Below are 22,736 nucleotides of genomic sequence, written 5' to 3'. Positions count from 1 at the left end.
GGATAGCATAACCGGTGATCGTGCCAAGGATCTGAATATCTTAAAGTTTGTGTCTCAGCTACACAGGACTCGACAGCAACCGGAGTTCGGGGCACACTCATGTACTAATGAATTCCGCTCCACATCCCATCAATGACCAGGTCCGCATTTCCTCGACACACTCCTCTCCCACGCTCAGCGCCGAGCTCTTGGACCTACCCCTGCACCAGAACCTCGAGGATTGGCCCGAGCAGGTGATCACCGCACTGCCCCGTGGTATTTCGCGACACGTCGTGCGATTCGTCCGGTTGCCCTCGGCAGTGGTAGCGCTGAAAGAAACCACACCGGCACAGGCCCAAGCTGAGTACGGATTATTACGCCAGCTCGGCCGGCGCGATATCCCCTGTGTGGTGCCCCTGGCGGTGATTACCGGCCGCCGGGATCCCGCAGACGAACCACTCCCCGCTATGTTGGTCACCCAACATCTACCTTTTTCTCTGCCGTATCGGGCCGTGTTGAGTCAGCAACTCTCCCGCGACACCCTCACCAGGGTGATCGACGCGCTAGCAGTACTGATCGTCCAACTACACCTCGAAGGATTTTATTGGGGCGATATTTCACTGTCGAACGTGCTGTTTCGTCGCGATGCCGGCGGGTTCGCCGCCTATCTGGTCGACGCCGAGACCGGGGAGCTACGCACGAACGTCTCGGCCGGGCAACGCGCCCACGATATGGAGATTGCTCGGACCAATATTGCCGGCGAGCTCATGGATCTGATCGCCGGTGGCTTGTTGGCCGAAACCGTTGACCCGGTGGCCACCGCGGAGCAGGTCTCTGCCAGTTACCGCAACCTGTGGCATGAATTGACCACCGACTTTGCGGTGCCCACCGATCAGCGTATGCACCTACAAGACCGCATCCGTCGGCTCAACGAGCTAGGTTTTGATGTTGAAGAATACGATGTCACGCCCGCCCGCGGTGGTCGTGAACTGGTGCTGAACCCCAAAGTCGTCGATCCCGGCCACCATCGCCGTCGGCTACTGCAATTGACCGGGCTGAGCGTGGAAGAAAATCAAGCTCGCCGACTGTTGCAGGCCATTGACGACTACCGAAGAGAACAACACTGGCAGACCGATGAACACTTGTCTGCTCAGCTGTGGCTACAGCAAGTCTTCGACCCGATCATTCAGCACCTACCGGCAGAACTGGCTGGCAAGATGGAGCCGGCGGAAATCATGCACGAGATTTTGGAGCACCGCTGGTATCTCTCCGAACGGGCCGGACAGCAGGTCAGCCTTGAAGAGACCGTGACGTCTTATCTCCAGGAGATTCTGACACCGCGTGCTCCCGATGATCCCCTCACCGCAGATACGGTCTCCCGCTCACAGGCTTCTCGTCCCAACACCGAGTACCATCACCGCCCCGGGACGTATCAGGGCCCGTCTGGGAACGACTAGCGCCTCCAGGTCGTTGGTGACCACCTCGTGCACCGGATCAAATCCGGTCAGTAGGTGCACATCCTGTGGGCGTTGCTCACGACGTAAGATCCGAGCCTCGACGGGGTCGGGCCCCCAGGCGAGGAGCAGATGCAATCGTGGCACTGCGGGGCTTGGTGCGGTAGGAACAGTCCGGATCAGGTGGATCAGTCCGGTCTCCGGGTCCACCGTGGTGTGCACCGAGTCAAACGAGTCGAGCGCCTCGGGCGATTCGGACTCACCGGTCCGCAGCAGGGCAGGGAGCTGTCGTCGAAGCTGAATCAGCCGGCGGTAGAAGGCCAGAGCTTGCCGGTGCCCCACGCGGTTTGGCTCGTCCCAGTCCAAGACCGCCAGGTCTCGGGTGGCGGTTGCCGTGGGCTCGTGCACGGTGTCGGGGTCCCAACCGGTGGCGGCAAACTCGAGACGTCGCCCGGTTGAGACCCCGGTGATCAGCTCGGGTTCGGCGAAGTCGACAAAAAAGGGGAACGGGGTGCGGGTGGCAAATTCTTCGCCCATGAACAGCATTGGGGTCCCCGGGGCGAGTAGCATCAGGGCCGCTTGCCCCATGGCCCGGGATAACTCGATGCTGGCGGTCGGACGATCGCCAGCGGCCCGGTTGCCGACCTGATCGTGGTTTTGGATGGAAACGATCAGCTGGCTGGGCCGGTGCCGGTGATGGTTCAGGGCTCGGCCGTGGTGGCGACCGCGGAAACTGGAATAGGTCCCGTCGTGGAAAAACCCTTGATCAATGGCTTTGGGTAGCGCGTTCGGGTCGGCGAAATCAGCGTAGTAGCCCTGGGTCTCCCCGGTGGCGGCCACGTGGACGGCGTGGTGGAAGTCATCGGACCACTGCCCATGCGGTCCCAGGCCGTTGGTCTCGAGCCCATCGATCATGCGCGGGTCGTTCAGGTCGGATTCGGCGATCAGCACCCGGTTCACCCCGGTCTGGGCGCCAATCTCATCGGTCAGCGCGCGCAACTGTTGTAGGATGTGGACTGCTTGGGTGTCGGACAGCGCATGCACCGCGTCCAACCGGAACCCGTCGACCTCGTAGTCCAGCAAGAGCATGCGGGCCTGATCGAGAATATAGGTCCGGACCTCGTCGGAATCGGGACCGTCCAGATTGGGGCCGGCGCCCCACCGGGTCTCGTCGGCGCGTTGATAGGGGCCGAATTGATTGAGGTAATGTCCTTCGGGGCCCCAGTGGTTATAAACCACATCCTGAATGATTCCGAGCCCACGGGCGTGAGCCGCCTGGACCAGCCGGGCGTATTCGGCCGGTCCGCCGTAACTGGCCTGAATAGCGAACCAGTTCACGCCGTCATAGCTCCACCCGAAACGACCGGGGAATCCTGCCACCGGCATGAGTTCCACGTGGGTAACCCCTAGCTCGACGAGATAGTCCAGCCGTTCTATGATCCCGGCAAAATCCCCGGTGGGGCTGAACGTGCCGGGATGTAGCTCGTAAATCACCATCTCGGCGAGTTCATTGGACCGTGCTGGGTGGCTGGGTGCCGTCTGCGACGATGCGCACGGTAACGGTGGTACCGGCCGGGAGGGGCCGTGCACGCCGTCGGGTTGATACCGCGAGCGCGGGTCCGGGAAGGGCCCGGACCCGTCCAGCACGTAGCCGTACCCTGCCCCGTTGGGGATCTCGCCCCGGTGTTTCTCATTCAACCACCACCAGCCCCCGGCCTGATCATCGGTGGTCAACCGGTAGCGGGCAGTCACCGGCCAGGTGTCTGCGGTGGCCAGCCCGTCAGTGCGTTGAGCGAGCTCACCGGCAGGTTCGGTGACGATTACCAGCTCGATTTCTTCAGCTTCGGGGGCCCAGACCGCATACCGGCGACGGCTGGCCGGGGGAGAGTGGAAGTGAAAGGCCGAGTCGTTGTTCATCACGGGACTAGCCTGCCTGTTCTGTGTCACCGGCTGTGTCCGGATCGTCTTGGTGCACCAGGTCCTGTGGGGCAAGCAGGGCCACCGGAAGAATGTGGAGTACATCAGCCACCTCGATGCGGCGGTTAGCATCCGAGCGGTAGCTGGTACCGGTCAGCAGGTCTAGGTAGACGCATTCTGCCTTCGGCACCACAATGCTGGTCGTGGTGTCCCATCCGCCCTGGCGTTCCAGGCCCAGCGGCCACCGGGTTGCCACCGCAATGGCTTGGCCACGGATGCAGCCGATCACGTGGTCGTCCCCAGCCTGGTCACTATGTACCTCAAGCGGGATGTATTCGGTGAACCAGTCAGGACAATCCGAACGCAGGTGCAAGACCTGGGTGGTGATCCACAACTTCGTCAGATCGGCGAACTCGCCCCAGGCCGCTCGATCGATGCCGGCACCGGGCGCTGGGTCGGGCGGCGGGGTCAGACCGGGCGAACCCAGCGCCTCGACCCGTCGGTCCAACTCATCGAGCAGATCGGCGCGGTAGGCGAAATCCACCGCGCACCGATTATCCGGGTCTACCATAGTCGGGAACACGATTTCGGTGCCCTGATAAATATCGGGCACACCCACCGAGACCAGGTGCAAGAGCTTCAGGCTGAGCTGATTCGACACCGCGGCCGGCACCAGCTCGCTGGTGAACTGCTCCCACAGCGCCCCGACGGGGTGGGCATCATCGAGTAACAATTCCAGGGCCTCGCCCAGCTGGTGTTCATACTCCTGATCTTGCTCGGTCCAGGAGGTGATCGCCCCAGACTCCCGGGCTGCTTTGACCGCGTAGTCGTCCCACCGCTGATATTCCAGCCCAGCGTTGGACAGTGGCTGAGCGCCGAATCCAGTTTCTACCACGATTTTCCATAGCGCCAGATCGTCCCCCACCCGTGGGAGCTGGTCGGTGATCATCCGCGTCAGTTGCGCGAAGGTCTCGGCCCACTGCTGGGCACACTCGCTGAGCACGTGGATGCGAGCGCGCACGTCTTCCGAGCGTTTGGTGTCGTGGGTCGAGATGGTCGTCATCGTTTCTGGCCACCGGGTCAGCCGGTTGCGTTGCTGGTCGTGAAATTCTTGGACACTGATGCCGATTTGGGCTGGGTCTGCGCCGACTTCATTGGCTGAGCTGAGCAGACTGAACCGATAGAAGGCGGTGTCTTCGACTCCCTTGGCCATCGCCATCGAGGTGGTTTGCTGGAATCGGATGGCGCCGGGATGTTGCGGGTCGGCCAGGACCGGCATCAGCTGTCCAACGACCTCGGCGACGCTGGGATCGCGCTCGACCGCCACCGCGGCGGCCTGATGCAGGTACTCCTCGCCGAGTGGCACATAGCTACGGTACACCGGGAAGGCACACATCAGCGTGGTCAATCCGACCAATAACTGCTGGTCATCGGACTCGCGTCCCAGGTCCGGGGCCACCAGCCGGGCCACCGCGTGCAGGTCCGGAGTCAGCATCTGTGTCACCGCCCGGTGTTTGAGCTGGTAGACCAGGTCCCGGTACCGCTCGACCGGATCGTGCTGCCGGGGTGTTTCCGCTGCCTCGCTGGCGGTCATACCCGCTAAAACCTGGGTTCCGCGCGGGTCGATGAGTACCCGGTCGAGTGCCTGCAACGTGTCATAGCCACAGGTGCCCTGCACGGGGAAGCTCTCAGGTAGTGCTTCTCCGGGTTCCAGAATCTTTTCGGCCACCACCCAGGCGTTGTCGCCAATGTGGTCCCGGAGCTGACGCAGAAACTGCCCCGGATCGGCCAGTCCGTCGATGTGGTCCAGGCGTAGCCCGTCTGCCACCCCGTCGGCGAACCAGCGACGGATTTCTGTCGTGGCTTCTTGGAAGACTATCGGATCTTCTATCCGCAGCGCGGCCAACTCGTTGATCGCAAAAAACCGTCGATAGTTGACCTCGTACTCGCCATCTCGCCACGGCTCGAGCCGGTAATGCTGCTGGTCGTGGATACCCCGCACCCAAGCGGCATAAGCAACTGGGTCGTCCTGCGGGGGTTGGCCCGACAGGTCGGTGTCTTCGGCCAATGGGTACTCATTGTCGTCGTAGCACAACCGCAGATCTGTTATGCCTTGGTCTGCCCCGGCCCCGGCCTCCGCAGTGCTTTCGCGCACGCACAGCCGGTCGCGTTCGGCGCCCGGGTCTTGTGCGGTGCCCTCCCCGAGCACCGGAATAACCAGCCGGTCGTCGCCGGCCGCCCAGTCAATGTCGAAAAATCGCGCGTAGCGCGAGGTCGGGCCATGGGCGAGCACATCCCACCACCACGGGTTTTCGGCTGGCACCCCCACCCCGACGTGGTTGGGCACTACATCGATGATCAGCTGTCCCCCGTCGGCATGCACCTGCTCGGCCAGCGCCTGCAGGGACTGGGCACCACCGCGGGAAGCATCCACGCAGGTGGGGTCCACCACGTCGTAGCCGTGGTCTGACCCTGAGTTGGCCTGCAATATCGGAGACAGGTATAGTCCGGTCACTCCTAACCGACGCAAATATCCCCACAGCTGGCCAGCATCGGCCAAGGTGAAATGGTCGCTCAGCTGCACGCGGTAGGTAGCGGTAGGTGCTGTCATCGAGGTGTCCTCACTGTTGATTCTCGTCCGTCTCGCCACTGATATGGGGTTCACCGGTGTGCTCATCGAAGATGATCCGAACTCCAGATTCTTCACGACCGTCCTCATAGACCAGCGTGGCGTCCAGGGCATAACCGATCCAGCGATTGGGTTCGACTTCCACGACCTCGGGATATTTGGTCGTGACGTTGTTGGTGATGACCCGGTTGGTATTCGCGTTGGTCACCAGCCCCCAGATCAGTAGCCCGGCGCCGATCACCACCAACCCGAGTCCCGCCCAGGTTTCAAAGCGGGCATCGATCCGGCCCTCGGGACCTTCCACCCGGGCGTCGGCGCCTTCAAAGGCCATGGTCTTACCGGTGTCGATAGCCCGGTAACGGCGTTTCCGCCAGGCGGCATGAGCCGATACGGCGAGCCCCGCAATCGCCAGGATGACTCCCAGCCCGATCAGAAGGTTCCCGCTCTGTAAATCAAGTGTTTCGTACATATGTCCATTCTCGCCTATGGCAACCTCGCCGTTCACAGCTATTGATGAGTTCATCGCTGAGGCCACACTCCCGGCGGCCATCAGCCATCCGGTTGCCACCGCTCCTATTCGTGCGGAGAGCTCCTCGGCGATACGGGCCCCACCGGCCCGCTGAAAGACCGCGCCACCCGACAAGGGCGAGTAGGCCTGAATCTCAATGCCCAGCGTGTCGCGGTGTTCGATCACTCCCATCCAGCCGGGGTACCGGTTGGGGTCCACCACTGCCCCCAGCACGTCGGGGACGGTCAGACTGGCTTGCACCTGGTGAGCGCTAATCGTTAACGTCCCCTGGGAAGCCTCGGCCAACACCTGGTTGAAGGCCTCCAACCGGGGCGCGGAAAAATTGGAAACGCCCACCTGCCGGGTGATCTTCTGTCGGTGTGCACCGACCAGGGCCAGAGCAGTATCCCGCAACGAAGTCCGTGGATCGGGACGGTGAATCAGCACCCGGTCAATGGTGTCCACACCGAGGTGTTGCAGGCAACGTTCCAGCCCGGCGCGGATGTGGTCGCCGGAGTTGTTATAGCAGGTTGGGGTTTCGTCGGTGCCGGCAACGACGCCAATTCTTGTTTGCACCTGTAACTGCTCGCGCCATTCGGGTTGTTCGACCAACAACCAACCCAGCGCTGTCTCTGCACGACCCCGACGATAAATATCCGCGGTGTCCACCCAGAGCTGATGGTCGAACACCGCAGAGCCCGGTTGCTGGTGTGCTTGCACCCAGCGGGAAAGGATCTCACGCGCTCTCACCGGGTCGTCCCATTCCATGGTGCCCAGCATGATTGAGGCCTGCTTACTCATACCCACCACCCTAGGCTCTGACCTGGCAGAAGACGAGAGGAAGCCTATTGTGGTGGTCACAGAATCTGTGGTGGTATGAGGATATGAAGTTTGCGACCTTCCGTGTCCCCGATGAGCCCACCGATAAGCTCGGTGCGAGTTTCGTCGCTTTGATTACCGAAACCGAAACTGACGCACAGGGAACCGAGCACGCCACTCTGGGAGTCCAGATCCCCGAGTTCACAGATGTGGGGCAGCTAGTCACTCAGCCGCCCGAGGTCCGCCAGCAGCTGGCGGAACGCGCCTTAGAGACCACGACAAAGGATCCACGCCAGTTGCTCGATGTCAGTCAGGCTACTTATGACACGCTGATCCCCTACCCCGCAAAGGTGTTCTGCATTGGGCTGAACTACCGCAACCACATCAAGGAAACAGGACTGGAACTTCCGGATTATCCCACGGTGTTTACGAAATTTTCCCAGACACTGACCTCAGCAGAAGCATCCATTGCGATCCCCGCAGTGGACCACCGGCTTGACTACGAAGGGGAACTGTGCGTGGTGATCGGGACACCGGGTCGGAACATCCCCGAAGACCAGGCCCTAGATCACGTGGCCGGCTACACCATTTCCAATGATTTCTCATTGCGTGGCTATCAGGGACGCACCTCGGAGTGGACACAGGGCAAGATTTTTGAAGCTACCACCCCGATCGGCCCCTGGCTGGTCACCCCCGATGAGTTTGACCCCAACGCCCGGATTACCACGCTGGTCAACGGTGAGGTGCGCCAAGACGATTCCGTGGGCGATCTGGTCTTCACCCCGGCACAGTTGATCAGCTACCTCTCCGAGATTATTACGCTGTCACCCGGTGATTTGATCCTGACCGGGACTCCGGGTGGCGTCGCACTGGCGATGAAGAACGACAAAGGTCGCCGACCGTGGCTGGTGCCCGGTGATGAGGTGGAAACTCGCATTCAGGGACTCGGTGTCCAGCATAATGACATTGTCTCGTCCTGACTCGGTCACTCGCTTCGGGATCCTTGGGGCAGGTCGAGCCGGAACCGCGCTGGCCCGGGTCGCCCACCAGGCCGGTTTTGAGGTCGATATTGCTGCTTCCCGGCCACCGCGAGCTCTGAAGTACCATCTAGCACAGTACGCTCCCCATGCTCATGCCGTTGAGGCTGATGAGATTGCAGCCGAAGTTGACCTCGTGGTGTTGATGGTGCCCCAAGAAGATCTGGACGACGTCGATCCTGAGACCCTATCTGGAGTGGTGCTGGTTGATGCCACCAATCGGTGGGAGGAGGAGCCATTGCCGGCCTGGCTGCAGGCACTGCGATCTGAGGGGCTCTCCTCCTCCGAGGCTGTTGCCGCGCACTTCTCCAGCACGCTGGCTGTGGTTAAGGCATTAAATCATATTTCGCATTGGGACCTGGATGCCGCCGATCGGTTCACTGCCACTCCACGACGTGCCTCAGCACTTGCCACCGATGTCCCGCAGGTAGCCACGCTGGTTGCCGGTATGCTCGACCAACTCGGGTTCGCCCCGGTCACGTTACCAAACCTCGCGTCTGGCTGGGTCCTCGAGCCGGGCGAAAAACTCTTCAACCGGCCGATGGACGCTGAGGTGATGATCGATGAGCTCCGCTATCTGTTGCCAGGGTCCCGCCAGGACTAAAATAGCGTATCGGAGAAATAACTAAGCCCTCCGTGCCATGCACGAAGGGCTCAAAGGTGGTCGGGGTGACAGGATTTGAACCTGCGACCTCGTCGTCCCGAACGACGCGCGCTACCAAACTGCGCCACACCCCGGTGGGTTGAGTCCGTGGCCTTTCAGCCACGAGTACCTATCATAAACCCACAACCGGAAATATCCAAAAGACGTCTCGTAGCTCACACATGGACACGTTGTGTTGATTCAGCCACGTCGCATCATCACGTGCGGAATCTCTGCTTCAATGAAAACTTCGCCCTCTCTGCGGAAACCCAACGACGTGTACCAGTTTTCTAAATGCGCCTGCGCGTGCAACTCAATCTGATCTTCCGGATAAGCAGCCACGGCTGCTTGCACCAGAGCTCCAGCCAGTCCTTGACCGCGATAATCACGATGGGTAGCAACCCGACCAATGGCAATACGTTGTGGCCCTTCACGGAGCACACGTAGCGTGCTGATCGGGACGTCACCGTCCTGCAACCACCACATCTCCGCGCCGGGCTCGAGATCTCGACCGTCTAATTCTTCGACGCTGATCACGCCTTGCTCCATGACAAAAACCTGGAATCGCAAACGCGCTATACCGTAGCAGAGTAAGGGGTCCAGGTCTTTCCACTGCCCGCAGTGGGGCAGCCTCTTTCTGCTGGTCACGTAGCTAGTTTAGCGTTGTACTTTGTTCCGGCCCGACACGGCTCCATAGATCGCCAGGACGATCACCGCGCCTCCAACGGCCAGCACCCACGAGGACAGCGACCAGAATTCGTTCACCCCGACACCAAAGATGAGGTTACCGAGCCAGCCACCGACCATGGCCCCAAGTGCACCCACAATCAGAGTGGCGAACCAGCCATGTTGTCGTCCCAGAATCATCCTGGCGATGATGCCGGCCAAGAGTCCAAGTACGAGAAAAGCAAAGAAATTCATGGTGGTTCCTTCCTTCAGTCAACCTACCCAAGACAGTGTCCGTGGTACGCACGGATACTCAGCCAGAAAAGCGTCAACACCCCGAGCTCTACCTCGTGAACGGTCACACAACAATCAAGACCTACCCAGCGAAACAAATAATAGCAAATCAGATTGAAAACCGCGTGCCCGAGCACAAGTCCCGTCCCAAGTACCACCGGAAACATTTCGACGAAGCGAATGCGCAGCAGATCTGTCGCAACCGATCGACAGTCCGCGGAAGAGCTGGGTGGTGTTTGGTGGGTTGAATGGTGGTCGGGGACGAACAGAGCCTGGGCGGTGGTGGCGTCGTTGTCACCAGGGTGGTCTGTTCGTCCCCGACCGTGTAATGATTGTCCGGCGGTGTCCTACTCTCCCACACACTCCCGTGTGCAGTACCATCGGCGCTGTAGGTCTTAGCTTCCGGGTTCGGAATGGGACCGGGCGTTTCCCCTACGCTATAACCACCGTAACTCTTCTCACCAACCCCCGGGGGGTGGGGGTGGGAAACCTTGTCTTCGATTGTGTGGGCCTGTGTGTTTCACACACGGCGGTGTTTGTTGGGGTAATCCCATAGTGGACGTTGGCATGGTTGTGCTGGCTAGAACACGTTGGGTGTCGTGTTTTTTGTGTGTGCCGTGAGTGTTTGCTCGTGATCACCCTGACAGGCCACCCCCGGTTGGGGTGGTGTTGTGTCAGGGTGTGGTGTTGTGTCTGGCTTACGATCTCACACCCCAGACCCGTGATCCTTCACCAACCCCCGGCGGGCGGGGAGTGGTTTGTGGTTGGTTGGGGGTGTTTGTAAGTCTTTGGTCTATTAGTACCGGTCAGCTCAACACGTCGTCAGTCCGTGCTTACACACCCGGCCTATCAACCCAGTCATCTACTGGGAACCTCTCACACCACAAGGGTGTCAGGAGAATTCATCTTGAAGCAAGCTTCCCGCTTAGATGCTTTCAGCGGTTATCTATCCCGAACGTAGCCAATCAGCCATGCACCTGGCGGTACAACTGACATACCAGAGGTTCGTCCGTCCCGGTCCTCTCGTACTAAGGACAGCCCTTCTCAATTCTCCACCGCGCGCAGAGGATAGGGACCGAACTGTCTCACGACGTTCTGAACCCAGCTCGCGTACCGCTTTAATGGGCGAACAGCCCAACCCTTGGGACCAACTCCAGCCCCAGGATGCGACGAGCCGACATCGAGGTGCCAAACCATGCCGTCGATATGAACTCTTGGGCAAGATAAGCCTGTTATCCCCGAGGTACCTTTTATCCGTTGAGCGACGACCGTTCCACAACGAGTCGCCGGATCACTAGTCCCAACTTTCGTTCCTGCTCGACCTGCCAGTCTCACAGTCAAGCTCCCTTGTGCACTTACACTCAACACCTGATTGCCAACCAGGCTGAGGGAACCTTTGGGCGCCTCCGTTACCATTTAGGAGGCAACCGCCCCAGTTAAACTACCCATCAGGCACTGTCCCTGAACCGGATCACGGTCCGAAGTTAGATGTTCACTATGACCAGAGTGGTATTTCACACAACGACTCCACTACCACTAGCGTGCTAGCTTCACAGTCTCCCACCTATTCTACACAAGCCACACCGAACACCAATACCAAACTATAGTGAAGGTCTCGGGGTCTTTCCGTCCTTCTGCGCGTAACGAGCATCTTTACTCGTACTGCAATTTCACCGAGTTCACAGTTGAGACAGCGGGGAAGTCGTTACTCCATTCGTGCAGGTCGGAACTTACCCGACAAGGAATTTCGCTACCTTAGGATGGTTATAGTTACCACCGCCGTTTACTGGGGCTTAACTTCACCACGTCGCCCACAAAGGGCTAATAGCTCCGCTTAACCTTCCAGCACCGGGCAGGAGTCAGTCCATATACATCGTCTTACGACTTCGCATGGACCTGTGTTTTTGATAAACAGTCGCTTCCCCCTGGTCTCTGCGGCCCCTACCCCCTCCACCCAGCACGTGGGTGTCAAGGTCGAGGCCCCCCTTCTTCCGAAGTTACGGGGGCATTTTGCCGAGTTCCTTAACTATGATTCTCTCGATCGCCTTAGTATTCTCTACCTGACTACCTGAGTCGGTTTAGGGTACGGGCAATGTCAACCTCGCGTCGATGCTTTTCTTGGCAGCATAGGATCACCAGATCTCCCACCACGTGGGAGCCCATCACGTCTCAGACACACACAGAGCGGATTTACCAACCCTGCATCCTACACGCTTAGACCAGGACCATTCCACTGCCTGGCCCGGCTACCTTCCTGCGTCACACCTGTTAACACGCTTGCCTCACCAGTTCAGGTCCCACGCTCACCAACCACGTCACCCCGAAAGGTGATCCAGGAAGGCTCGGGTGGTTAGTATCACCAGCTCAGCAGGGACGGTCTACCACTGGTACGGGAATATCAACCCGTTATCCATCGACTACGCCTGTCGGCCTCGCCTTAGGTCCCGACTAACCCAGGGAAGATGAACTTGACCCTGGAACCCTTAGTCATCCGGCGGAAGGGTTTCTCACCCTCCTATCGCTACTCATGCCTGCATTCTCACTCGCACGCTCTCCACAACCGTTCACACGACTGCTTCACCACACGCACGACGCTCCCCTACCCAACCCACCACACGGTGGTTTGTCACAGTTTCGGCGGTATGCTTAAGCCCCGCTACATTGTCGGCGCAAAATCACTTGACCAGTGGGCTATTACGCACTCTTTCAAGGGTGGCTGCTTCTAAGCCAACCTCCTGGTTGTCTCAGCAACTTCACATCCTTTTCCACTTAGCACACGCTTAGGGGCCTTAACCGATGATCTGGGCTGTTTCCCTCTCGACCATGAAGCTTATCCCCCACAGTCTCACTGCCACGCTCTCACTCACCAGCATTCGGAGTTTGGCTGACGTCAGTAACCTTGTCGGGCCCATCAGCCAACCAGTAGCTCTACCACCAGCAAGAAACACGCAACGCTGCACCTAAATGCATTTCGGGGAGAACCAGCTATCACGGAGTTTGATTAGCCTTTCACCCCTACCCACAGCTCATCCCCTCCATTTTCAACTGAAGTGGGTCCGGTCCTCCACGTGCTCTTACACACGCTTCAACCTGGCCATGGGTAGATCACTCCGCTTCGGGTCCAGAACACGCGACTCACCGCCCTATTCAGACTCGCTTTCGCTACGACTACCCCACACGGGTTAACCTCGCCACGCATCACTGACTCGCAGGCTCATTTTGCAAAAGGCACGCTCTCACACCCCACAGGACGCTCGAACGGATTGTAAGCACATGGTTTCAGGTACTCTTTCACTCCCCTCCCGGGGTACTTTTCACCATTCCCTCACGGTACTGATCCACTATCGGTCAATAGGAAGTATTTAGACTTACCAGGTGGTCCTGGCAGATTCACACGGGACTCCACGAACCCCGTACTACTCGGGAAAACACCAAAGCCCGGCCAACGCGTTACCACTACGGGACTCTCACCCACTACGGTGTAGCATCCAAACTACTTCGCATACACGCAACCATCACTCGCCAGCCCGGTAGAACCAGCACAGCGCATCCCACAACCCCCAGCACGCAACCACTACCGTGTATCACACGCACCAGGTTTAGCCTCATCCACGTTCGCTCGCCACTACTAGCAGAATCATTATTATTTTCTCTTCCTGCAGGTACTGAGATGTTTCACTTCCCCACGTTCCCTCCAACTGGCCTATACATTCAACCAGCGGTCACGCACCACCACGATGCGCGGGGTTACCCCATTCGGACATCCTGGCATCAACGCTCGGTTATCAACTCCACCAGGCTTATCGCAGATTCCCACGTCCTTCATCGGCTCCTATTACCAAGGCATCCACCATGCGCCCTTCACAACTTACAAACACCACCAACCCCCACAACCCAACACAACGAAGGAATCACAGGGGGCAACCGGTGGCGCCACACGTAAGCCACAAAACAAGCAACACCAACACCACACACAACACCAAACCAGCATCATGCGATGGTGACTGGACACACAAAACAAACAACTAAAGCAACCACAAAGAAACACCACCACAACCACCAACCCCAACAGGCCAATGATCGCAGCACAAACTCATGCTCTTTGCAGCACAACCACAACACCACAAAACCGCAGTGTCGTGATAGATGCTCACGTCCACTATGCAATTACCACAACAACACCCCACCCACCCCCATCACCACCAACACGATGACAACAAGAGCAGACAGGCCACCAGGGAACAATTACCCCATAACCCAACAGTGCACCAAACACACCAGAACACCACCAGCAACCACCACACTCCACGAACCACACCACACACAACACGCGGCGCGGAACAGTACTAATAGCAGCAACCAGCCATGCCCACAGCATGACCCCCACACAACCAGGGATTCATTGATGATCCACCCAAACAGCACCCTGGCACCAACACCACAACAGCATCAGTCACCACACCAGGGCACCAACAAAAACACTGAGAAAAAAACTTTCTCCTTAGAAAGGAGGTGATCCAGCCGCACCTTCCGGTACGGCTACCTTGTTACGACTTAGTCCCAATCGCCAGTCCCACCTTCGACGGCTCCCCCCACAACGGTTAGGCCACCGGCTTCGGGTGTTACCAACTTTCGTGACTCGACGGGCGGTGTGTACAAGGCCCGGGAACGTATTCACCGCAGCATTGCTGATCTGCGATTACTAGCGACTCCGACTTCATGGGGTCGAGTTGCAGACCCCAATCCGAACTGAGACCAGCTTTAAGGGATTAGCTCAACCTCACAGTATCGCAACCCTCTGTACCGGCCATTGTAGCATGCGTGAAGCCCAAGACATAAGGGGCATGATGATTTGACGTCATCCCCACCTTCCTCCGAGTTGACCCCGGCAGTCTCCTATGAGTCCCCAACCAAATGCTGGCAACATAGAACGAGGGTTGCGCTCGTTGCGGGACTTAACCCAACATCTCACGACACGAGCTGACGACAACCATGCACCACCTGTACACCAGCCCAAAAAGGGAAGAACCATCTCTGGAACGATCCGGTGTATGTCAAGCCTTGGTAAGGTTCTTCGCGTTGCATCGAATTAATCCGCATGCTCCGCCGCTTGTGCGGGCCCCCGTCAATTCCTTTGAGTTTTAGCCTTGCGGCCGTACTCCCCAGGCGGGGCACTTAATGCGTTAGCTACGGCGCGGAAAACGTGGAAATATCCCCCACACCTAGTGCCCAACGTTTACGGCATGGACTACCAGGGTATCTAATCCTGTTCGCTCCCCATGCTTTCGCTCCTCAGCGTCAGTAACAGCCCAGAGACCTGCCTTCGCCATCGGTGTTCCTCCTGATATCTGCGCATTCCACCGCTACACCAGGAATTCCAATCTCCCCTACTGCACTCCAGTCTGCCCGTACCCACTGCAAACTCAGAGTTAAGCCCTGAGCTTTCACAGCAGACGCGACAAACCGCCTACGAGCTCTTTACGCCCAATAATTCCGGATAACGCTCGCACCCTACGTATTACCGCGGCTGCTGGCACGTAGTTAGCCGGTGCTTCTTCTGCAGGTACCGTCACCAAAGCTTCTTCCCTGCTGAAAGAGGTTTACAACCCGAAGGCCGTCATCCCTCACGCGACGTCGCTGCATCAGGCTTGCGCCCATTGTGCAATATCCCCCACTGCTGCCTCCCGTAGGAGTCTGGGCCGTGTCTCAGTCCCAGTGTGGCCGGTCACCCTCTCAGGCCGGCTACCCGTCGAAGCCTTGGTAGGCCATTACCCCACCAACAAGCTGATAGGCCGCGAGTCCATCCAAAACCGCAAAAACTTTCCACAACCAACCATGCGGTCAGAAGTCATATCCAGTATTAGACCCAGTTTCCCAGGCTTATCCCAGAGTCAAGGGCAGGTTACTCACGTGATACTCACCCGTTCGCCACTAATCCACCACAGCAAGCTGTAGCTTCATCGTTCGACTTGCATGTGTTAAGCACGCCGCCAGCGTTCATCCTGAGCCAGGATCAAACTCTCCAAAACAAGAACAACAAAAATGAAGTCACGCCCCAGAAAGAACGATCAAAAGGCAGGCCGGAAAAACCCACCACTGGCCAAACCACAACCCCAAAACCAACGAGGCAAAAAAGAGGCCATGGCAACCAAACAAAAAAAATTTGGCATCAACAAACTTGGCACACTATCGAGTTATCAAACAACCGTTCACTTTCGAACTTTAGCGAATTTTTATCGTTTCCGTCCGAAGCAACTTTACTAATATATGCTCATCACTCTCAGCTTGTCAACTTGATACGTCGTGATCTACATCACAAGCGCTCTGGTGCGAGCTAATATTAGGTTTTTTGTGGATGATGATCCGGTTCGTATCCCGTTCTCATCTGTGCCGACCGATCTTCGTTTCCGAACATCTCCCGGGCACGAGTGACAACATTACACGCTTTTTGCGTGAGTGCAAAATCGGGGTGAACTCCTTGTACTTCCCCGCGATGTCAAGGGTTTTAGCGCGGTGAGAGGTACAGGGTCGTCAATGTGGGAATAGTGATCTGCGCTTCATTCTTAGAGGGGTTTTCTGCGTTTGGGTGCGTGGTGACCTGTCCCAGGTTCCCTCCTCCGTATCCACCGTATTCAACGGCGTTGGAGTTGAAGATTTCGTGCCAGACTCCGGGTACCGGCAACTCGACGGTGTGGTCTCGGTGCTCAATGCCGGAGAAGTTGGTCAAGCACAATACCGGTTGCTGGTTACGGTCCCAGCGCAGGAACGCCACCAGGTTTTTCTCTGCGGCGTGCGCGTCGATCCACCAGAACCCTTCCGGATCATCGTCGAGTTCCCACAGTGCCGGGGTCTTACGGTAGAGCTGATTGAGGTCGGCGATTTCGTTCATGACGCCACGGTGGCTGAGATTTTCGATCAGCCTCCAGTTCAACCCGGCATGTTCGGACCATTCACGGTCGGTGGCAAATTCTCCACCCATGAACAATAGCTTCTTGCCGGGGTGGGCCCACATGAAGCCGTAGTAGGCGCGCAGTGTGGCCAGTTGTTGTTGTCGGGTTCCAGGGAACTTGTTGACCAGGGCGCCTTTGCCATGCACGACTTCGTCATGGGAAAGTGGCAAGATGTATTTCTCCGAGTAGGCATAAACCATCGAGAAGGTGATCTCGTTGTGGTGCCAGCTACGGTTAACCGGGTCTTCGGCAAGGTAGTTGAGGGTATCGTGCATCCACCCCATATTCCATTTCTTACCGAAACCGAGTCCGTCCCAGGAGGTCGGGGCTGTCACTCCGGTGAAGGCGGTCGACTCTTCGGCGACCATGACAATGCCGGGATTGCGCTGGTAAGCCAACTCGTTGGCCCGCTGTAGTAACGAAATCGCTTCGAGGTTGTAGTTACCACCGTAAACATTGGGGACCCATTCACCATCATTGCGCGAATAGTCGCGGTAGAGCATGGAGGCAACGGCGTCGACGCGCAGACCGTCAACGTGGAATTCTTCGAGCCAGTACAAGGCGTTAGAAATCAGGAAGTTGCGGACTTCTTGACGTCCGAAATCAAAAACCTTGGTCCCCCAATCGGGGTGCTCACCTAACCGCGGGTCCTCGTATTCGTACAGTGGTGCCCCGTCAAATTGGGCCAGTGCCCACTGATCTTTGGGGAAATGGGCTGGTACCCAGTCGACCAGGACTCCGATTCCGGCTCCGTGGAGTCGATCGACCAGGTATTTGAAGTCATCGGGAGTGCCGTAGCGTGACGTGGGGGCATAGTATCCGGAGACCTGATATCCCCAGGACCCACCGAAGGGGTGCTCGGCCAGGGGCATGAATTCCACATGGGTGAAGCCGTGGATGGTCACGTAGTCAACGAGTTGATCCGCCAGGGTGCGGTAGCTGACTTTGGTCTGCTCGTGCATGACTTCTGGGGACCAGGACCCGGCGTGAACCTCGTAGATCGAGATGGGACCGTTGTGGACATTATGGGTTGCCCGGTGAGTTATCCAGTCCTGGTCGGTAAAGGTGTAGGCCTTCGGGTGATTCGGATCGAACACCCGCGATGCGGTGGCCGGGGGGACTTCCGTCCAGCGGGCCATCGGGTCGGCTTTGTCGACCCACTGACCATGAGCGCCCAGGATCTGGAACTTGTAGTGGGCGCCGTGACCGACTTCGGGCATCAGTAATTCCCAGATCCCGGATTCTCCGAGGCTGCGCATGGCGTGGAGTCGGCCGTCCCAGTGGTTGAAGTCGCCGATCAACCGCACCGCGCGGGCGTTGGGGGCCCACACGGTGAAGGAGGTGCCACCGGTTTCGGGGTGAATCCTGGCTCCGAGAATCCGCCAGAGATCTTCCACCCCGTGCTCGGAGTGGAAAGCTGCGAGATCCTCGTTCGACACGGTCGGCCAGTGGCGGTAGGGATCGTCGATCTCGAACTGGTCATGTTCGTCATCGGTGTAGCTAATCACCAGACGATAGCCGGGAATATCTTTGGGGTCCTCATGAGCGATGGCTCCGACCCAAATCCCGTCGAACTCATGCACCAGATCAATGCGGTCCCCCTCCTCGGTGACCGCGGTGACCGAGCGAGCAAAGGGGCGCAACACGCGGATGGTGAGTACCCCGGGTACCGCGTGGGCGCCCAGCACTTGGTGTGGCTGGTGGTAGCGGGCTTCCGAGACCAGTTGCAGGATCTCAGCCGGCACCTCGAGTGGGGCCGGGCCGGTACGACGTTCGGAGGGGTTGAGTGGTTGGTGGGTCACGACTGTTCTTCCTCAGGGGGCAACACGGTGAGAATGTGCGCCACGTGAATTCCGGGGTCCAGCCGGATGTAGTTCTGATCGGACCAGGTCCAGACCGCGTCGGTGATCAGGTCCTTGACCTGAAACTCCCCGGTTGCGGGCAACTGCAGGGCCGCACGGTCCAGAGTGATGGTGGCTTCTTGAACATGTTCCGGGTCGGTGGTCAGCACGACAATCACCCGGTCGATGCTGTCGCTGTGTTCCGGCCCGAGACTGTCGGTGACCAGGTCTCGATCGCGGTGGATGCCTGCCGGGGTAGCGTTGCGCACCTTGGAGTAGACCAAAATGTTCGGGGTATCAGCGGAGTGCAACTGCAGGTTCTGCAGCTGCCCTAGTGCTGGGTGGGTGGCGCGAATGGCGTTAAGGTGTCGCAGATAGGGTGCCAGCGAGTTTCCGGCGGCTTCGGCACCGCGAAAATCCCGGGGACGGTACTGATATTTTTCGTTGTCGATGTATTCTTCCGCGCCCGGACGCGGGACGTGTTCGAAGAGTTCAAACCCGGAGTACACGCCCCACAACGGACTGGCAGTAGCGGCCAGGGTGGCCCGGATAGCAAAGGCCGAGCGTAGCCCGGACTGCAAGAACTCGGTCAGGATATCCGGGGTGTTGACGAAGAAGTTGGGGCGGTAGAACGCCGGGGTGTCGTGGGAGATTTCGTGCAGGTACCCGGCAATCTCGTCGCGGGAATTACGCCAGGTGAAGTACCCATAGGACTGCTGGAATCCGATCTTTCCTAGCGCGTGCATCATGGCCGGACGGGTGAAGGCTTCGGCCAGGAAAACCGTCTCGGGGTGGTCCTCCCGGACCGTGGCGATCAGCCACTCCCAGAACCACAACGGCTTGGTGTGGGGGTTATCGACGCGGAAAATCTTCACCCCGAGCTTGATCCAGTGCAACACCACCCGGTGGATCTCTTCAGCAAGGCCCTGCGGGTCGTGATCGAAGTTCAGCGGGTAGATGTCCTGATATTTTTTCGGCGGATTCTCCGCGTAGGCGATCGTGCCATCCAGCCGGGTGGTAAACCATTCGGGGTGTTCTTCCACCCACGGGTGGTCAGGAGAACATTGCAGGGCCAGATCCAACGCGATTTCCAGCTGGTGTTTACGGGCGGTTTTGACGAACCGTTTGAAGTCTTTCTTCTTCCCCAAATCAGGGTGGATTGCATCGTGGCCGCCCTGCGGGCTTCCGATGGCCCACGGGGAACCGGGGTCATGTTCACCGGCGGTGAGGGTATTATTGGGACCTTTGCGATGGGTGGTGCCAATCGGGTGAATCGGTGGCAAATACACCACTGTGAACCCCATCTCGGCTACCTCGGCCAACCGCTTTTCGGCGGTGGCGAAACTTCCGGATACCCAATGTCCAGTGTCTTCGTCGATATAGGCCCCCTCCGAGCGGGGGAAGAATTCGTACCAGCTCCCCTGACCGGCGGCCAGGCGTTGCACCTCTAGCGGATACCCGCCGGTGGTTCCCACGAACGAACGCAGCGGCTGATCTTCCAACACCTGCTGAAGTTCGGCCGTGTTGATCTGTTCCAGTCGTTGTTGTGGGCTCAGCGAAGAATCCCGCAACACGGTGACAGCGTCGGCGAACAGCTCGCAAGCCTGCGGAGTAAACTTCTGGCGTTCGGGGCGGGACCGTTGGACGCGTTCAAACAGGTGCACGCCCTCGTCCAACATCAGTTGCACGTCAACCCCGGCATCAACCTTGATCACCGCGGCCCGGTACCAGGTCAAAAAGTCATCGGCGTAGGACTCGATCGCGAAGGTGTGCCGTCCGAGTGCGGAGGGCCGGATCCTGGCGTGCCACCGGTCAGTTCCCGGGGCGCCGGGATGCATTCTGACCCGCTGGACTTCGTTCCCCTCCGGATCCAGCAACACCACGGTGACGCCCAAGGAGTCGTGGCCTTCCCGGAAAACGGTGGCGCTGACTGGGATATCTTCTCCCAGCACGGCAGTTGCCGGGTAACGCCCCTGATCGACCACCGGGCTGACATCGATGACGGGGATCCGGGTTACGCTCGGGATCACGCTCTCGGCGGTGGGATTGACCTGGTGGGGAATCATCACGGTCTCTACGCTACCGTGGGTCTGCACCACGGGGCCAGAGTTGCCGGATGAATCGTTGCCAATCAGGCCTGGATGCCTAATCCAGCAGGGTTTTATCGTCCAGGACGGCACCTTTGATGCTGGCGAATTTCTCCAGTAAGTCAGCAACGCTCAACTGGGATTTCTCCTCACCAGAAACATCAAAGATGATCTCTCCGTCATGCATCATGATGAGCCGGTTGCCGACCTGTAGCGCCTGGGACATATTGTGGGTGACCATCAACGTGGTGAGTTGCTGTTCTTCGACGACCTTGGCGGTCAGCTCGGTGATCAGCTGGGCCCGTTGCGGGTCCAAGGCTGCGGTGTGCTCATCGAGGAGCATCACCTGCGGATGTGAGAAGGTCGCCATCAACAGGCTCAAGGCCTGACGTTGGCCTCCTGACAACAACCCGACCTTAGTTTTCAACCGGTGTTCTAGTCCCAGTTCCAGCACCGTCAGCTCACGGGCGAATAACTCGCGCTGCTCGCGACGGACCGCCATTGCCAACCCGCGGGTGCGCCCGCGCTTGGCTGCTACGGCCATATTTTGTTCAATGGTCAGATCCGGCGCGGTTCCGGCCAGCGGGTCCTGGAACACCCGCCCGACCAGGGCAGCACGCCGGTGATCTTTAGTACGGGTCAAGTCCTGACCGTCGATCAACACCGAACCGGTGTCGGGCATCAGCTTGCCGGCGATCACGTTTAACAGGGTGGATTTACCGGCACCGTTCGACCCGATCACGGTGGCAAAATCGCCGTCGTTCAGGGTCAGGTTAATGCTCTTCAGCGCCCGGCGCTCGTTAAGCGTGCCGGGGAAGAAGGTTTTGGAGATATTGGTGAGCTCAAGCACGATGACCCTCCTGGGATGTGGCCCGCGGTGCGGTCCCCGCAGTATGTTCGCTGGGCAGGTATTCAGGCATGGGTTGGACCGGACCCAAGGGATCTGCGTTAATCTCGCGCTTGCGTCGTAGTCTCCGCACGATCTTGAGCTTGGGCAACAGCAGCGCTGCGATGACGATCAGTGCCGAAATCAGGCGCATGTCGTTGGGGTTCAGCCCCAGCTCGAGAGCCCCTTGGATCGCCAGGCGATAAAGGATCGACCCGACGACCACCGCGGTGGTGGCGATGAACACGTTGCGTTGACCAAACAGCGCCTGTCCGAGGATCACCGAGGCCAGCCCCACCAGGATCAGCCCGATACCCATCGAGATATCAGCCGATCCCTGTGACTGGGCGACCACGGCGCCACACAGGCCCACCAGGCCGTTGGAGACAGCCAGACCGATGATCTTCATGGTGTCGGTAGAGACCCCGAAACTACGCACCATCGATTCATTATTACCAGTGGCTTGCAACGCCAGACCGAGGTCCGTGGACAAGAACCAGTCCAGAATCAGCTTGATCGCCAACACCACGACCAGCAGGATCAATATCGACACCCAAGTACGGGCGTAGGGGCCCATCCAGGTGAAGATCGTCTCGGTACCCAACAGTGGCACGTTGGCCTGGTTACCCATGATGCGCAGGTTGATTGAATACAACCCGAGCATGGTTAAAATTCCCGCCAAGAGCGGGTTGATGCCACCTTTGGTGTGCAACAGACCGGTGATGATCCCGGCCAGCGCCCCCACCACGAAGGCCGCCAACATGGCCAGCAACGGGTTGCTGCCCCCATGGACCATCATCATCGCTGCCGTGGCGGCACCGGTGGTAAAGGATTGGTCCACCGTCAGATCTGGGAAATCCAGGATCCTAAAGGTCAGATACACACCCAACGCGAGCAGCGCGTAGATCAGCCCGAGTTCAATACCCACCAGCATCTCGGTATCGGTTCCTTTTCGACTTGTCTTTGTCTTGTCCGTTATGTTGTTCTGTGTTTCGTTGATTCTCGAGCGGGCCTGTTGTCTGGCCG

General features: G+C 58.7%; 13 protein-coding genes, 1 tRNA gene and 3 rRNA genes. 4 read left to right on the top strand and 13 right to left on the bottom strand.

The features are described from left to right. The first annotated feature begins 107 nt into the window (after window positions 1-107). The gene (locus QDX22_RS11145) at window positions 108-1,436 is read left to right on the top strand and encodes a DUF4032 domain-containing protein (protein WP_110099432.1); all 1,329 of its coding nucleotides are present in this window, start codon (window positions 108-110) and stop codon (window positions 1,434-1,436) included. Here QDX22_RS11145 and treZ read toward each other — a convergent pair. Genes treZ through QDX22_RS11130 form a run of 3 tightly spaced genes read right to left on the bottom strand, consistent with a single transcriptional unit; the run spans window position 1,362 to window position 7,288 of the window. Then, the gene (gene treZ / locus QDX22_RS11140; protein ID WP_233488017.1) at window positions 1,362-3,350 is read right to left on the bottom strand and encodes a malto-oligosyltrehalose trehalohydrolase; all 1,989 of its coding nucleotides are present in this window, start codon (window positions 3,348-3,350) and stop codon (window positions 1,362-1,364) included. The two genes, QDX22_RS11145 and treZ, sit on opposite strands and share 75 nt — an antisense overlap. Before the next feature lie 7 nt (window positions 3,351-3,357). Then, entirely contained in the window at window positions 3,358-5,961 is a 2,604-nt protein-coding gene (gene treY / locus QDX22_RS11135; protein ID WP_158524762.1) for a malto-oligosyltrehalose synthase, read from the bottom strand. A 10-nt stretch (window positions 5,962-5,971) separates the two neighbouring features. Further along, a complete protein-coding gene (locus tag QDX22_RS11130) occupies window positions 5,972-7,288 on the bottom strand; it encodes an aldo/keto reductase (RefSeq protein WP_279717866.1) in 1,317 nt (438 codons plus the stop codon). Between the two features lie 83 nt (window positions 7,289-7,371). Between QDX22_RS11130 and QDX22_RS11125 the strand changes: the two genes are divergently transcribed. Next, window positions 7,372-8,286, top strand: a complete 915-nt coding sequence (locus QDX22_RS11125; RefSeq protein WP_110099436.1) for a fumarylacetoacetate hydrolase family protein — start codon at window positions 7,372-7,374, stop codon at window positions 8,284-8,286. Next, entirely contained in the window at window positions 8,267-8,947 is a 681-nt protein-coding gene (locus QDX22_RS11120; RefSeq protein ID WP_110101351.1) for an NADPH-dependent F420 reductase, read from the top strand. Before QDX22_RS11125 ends, QDX22_RS11120 begins: the two co-directional genes overlap by 20 nt. A gap of 57 nt (window positions 8,948-9,004) precedes the next feature. Here the strand turns inward: QDX22_RS11120 and QDX22_RS11115 are convergent. From QDX22_RS11115 to QDX22_RS11090, 6 genes are all read right to left on the bottom strand, one after another. Further along, window positions 9,005-9,081: transfer RNA gene (locus tag QDX22_RS11115), tRNA-Pro, on the bottom strand. Between the two features lie 106 nt (window positions 9,082-9,187). Then, window positions 9,188-9,535, bottom strand: a complete 348-nt coding sequence (locus tag QDX22_RS11110; RefSeq protein ID WP_110101350.1) for a GNAT family N-acetyltransferase — start codon at window positions 9,533-9,535, stop codon at window positions 9,188-9,190. 108 nt (window positions 9,536-9,643) lie between these two features. Then, on the bottom strand, window positions 9,644-9,907 hold the full coding sequence (locus QDX22_RS11105) for a GlsB/YeaQ/YmgE family stress response membrane protein (protein WP_110099439.1): 264 nt from the start codon (window positions 9,905-9,907) through the stop codon (window positions 9,644-9,646). A gap of 373 nt (window positions 9,908-10,280) precedes the next feature. Next, window positions 10,281-10,397: ribosomal RNA gene (rrf, locus tag QDX22_RS11100) — 5S ribosomal RNA — on the bottom strand. 325 nt (window positions 10,398-10,722) lie between these two features. Next, window positions 10,723-13,820, bottom strand: a 23S ribosomal RNA gene (locus QDX22_RS11095). Window positions 13,821-14,451: 631 nt separating this feature from the next. Next, window positions 14,452-15,975: ribosomal RNA gene (locus tag QDX22_RS11090) — 16S ribosomal RNA — on the bottom strand. The 16S, 23S and 5S rRNA genes sit together here, the layout of an rRNA operon. 13 nt (window positions 15,976-15,988) lie before the next feature. On the opposite strand from QDX22_RS11090, the gene QDX22_RS11085 reads away from it, so the two are divergent. Beyond that, entirely contained in the window at window positions 15,989-16,210 is a 222-nt protein-coding gene (locus QDX22_RS11085) for a hypothetical protein (protein ID WP_148707521.1), read from the top strand. Between the two features lie 241 nt (window positions 16,211-16,451). Here the strand turns inward: QDX22_RS11085 and glgB are convergent, their stop codons facing one another. The 4 genes from glgB to QDX22_RS11065 all read right to left on the bottom strand — a co-directional run bounded on the left by glgB (window position 16,452) and on the right by QDX22_RS11065 (window position 22,644). Next, window positions 16,452-18,698 (bottom strand): 1,4-alpha-glucan branching protein GlgB, encoded by a 2,247-nt coding sequence (gene glgB, locus QDX22_RS11080; RefSeq protein ID WP_110101184.1) that lies wholly within the window; start codon window positions 18,696-18,698, stop codon window positions 16,452-16,454. Continuing rightward, window positions 18,695-20,803, bottom strand: coding sequence for an alpha-1,4-glucan--maltose-1-phosphate maltosyltransferase (locus QDX22_RS11075; RefSeq protein ID WP_110099903.1), 2,109 nt, complete (start codon window positions 20,801-20,803; stop codon window positions 18,695-18,697). The genes glgB and QDX22_RS11075 overlap by 4 nt, the downstream gene beginning before the upstream one ends. Before the next feature lie 79 nt (window positions 20,804-20,882). Further along, entirely contained in the window at window positions 20,883-21,674 is a 792-nt protein-coding gene (locus QDX22_RS11070) for an ABC transporter ATP-binding protein (protein WP_110099902.1), read from the bottom strand. Further along, window positions 21,667-22,644 carry an ABC transporter permease gene (locus QDX22_RS11065; RefSeq protein ID WP_110099901.1) on the bottom strand — a complete coding sequence of 326 codons (978 nt, stop codon included), beginning with the start codon at window positions 22,642-22,644 and terminating at the stop codon, window positions 21,667-21,669. The genes QDX22_RS11070 and QDX22_RS11065 overlap by 8 nt, the downstream gene beginning before the upstream one ends. Window positions 22,645-22,736 lie beyond the last annotated feature (92 nt).

Origin of the sequence: Auritidibacter ignavus, assembly GCF_029853775.1 — a bacterium.
Taxonomy (GTDB): Bacteria; Actinomycetota; Actinomycetes; order Actinomycetales; family Micrococcaceae; genus Auritidibacter; species Auritidibacter ignavus.
This window is presented reverse-complemented; position numbering and strand designations above follow the sequence as displayed.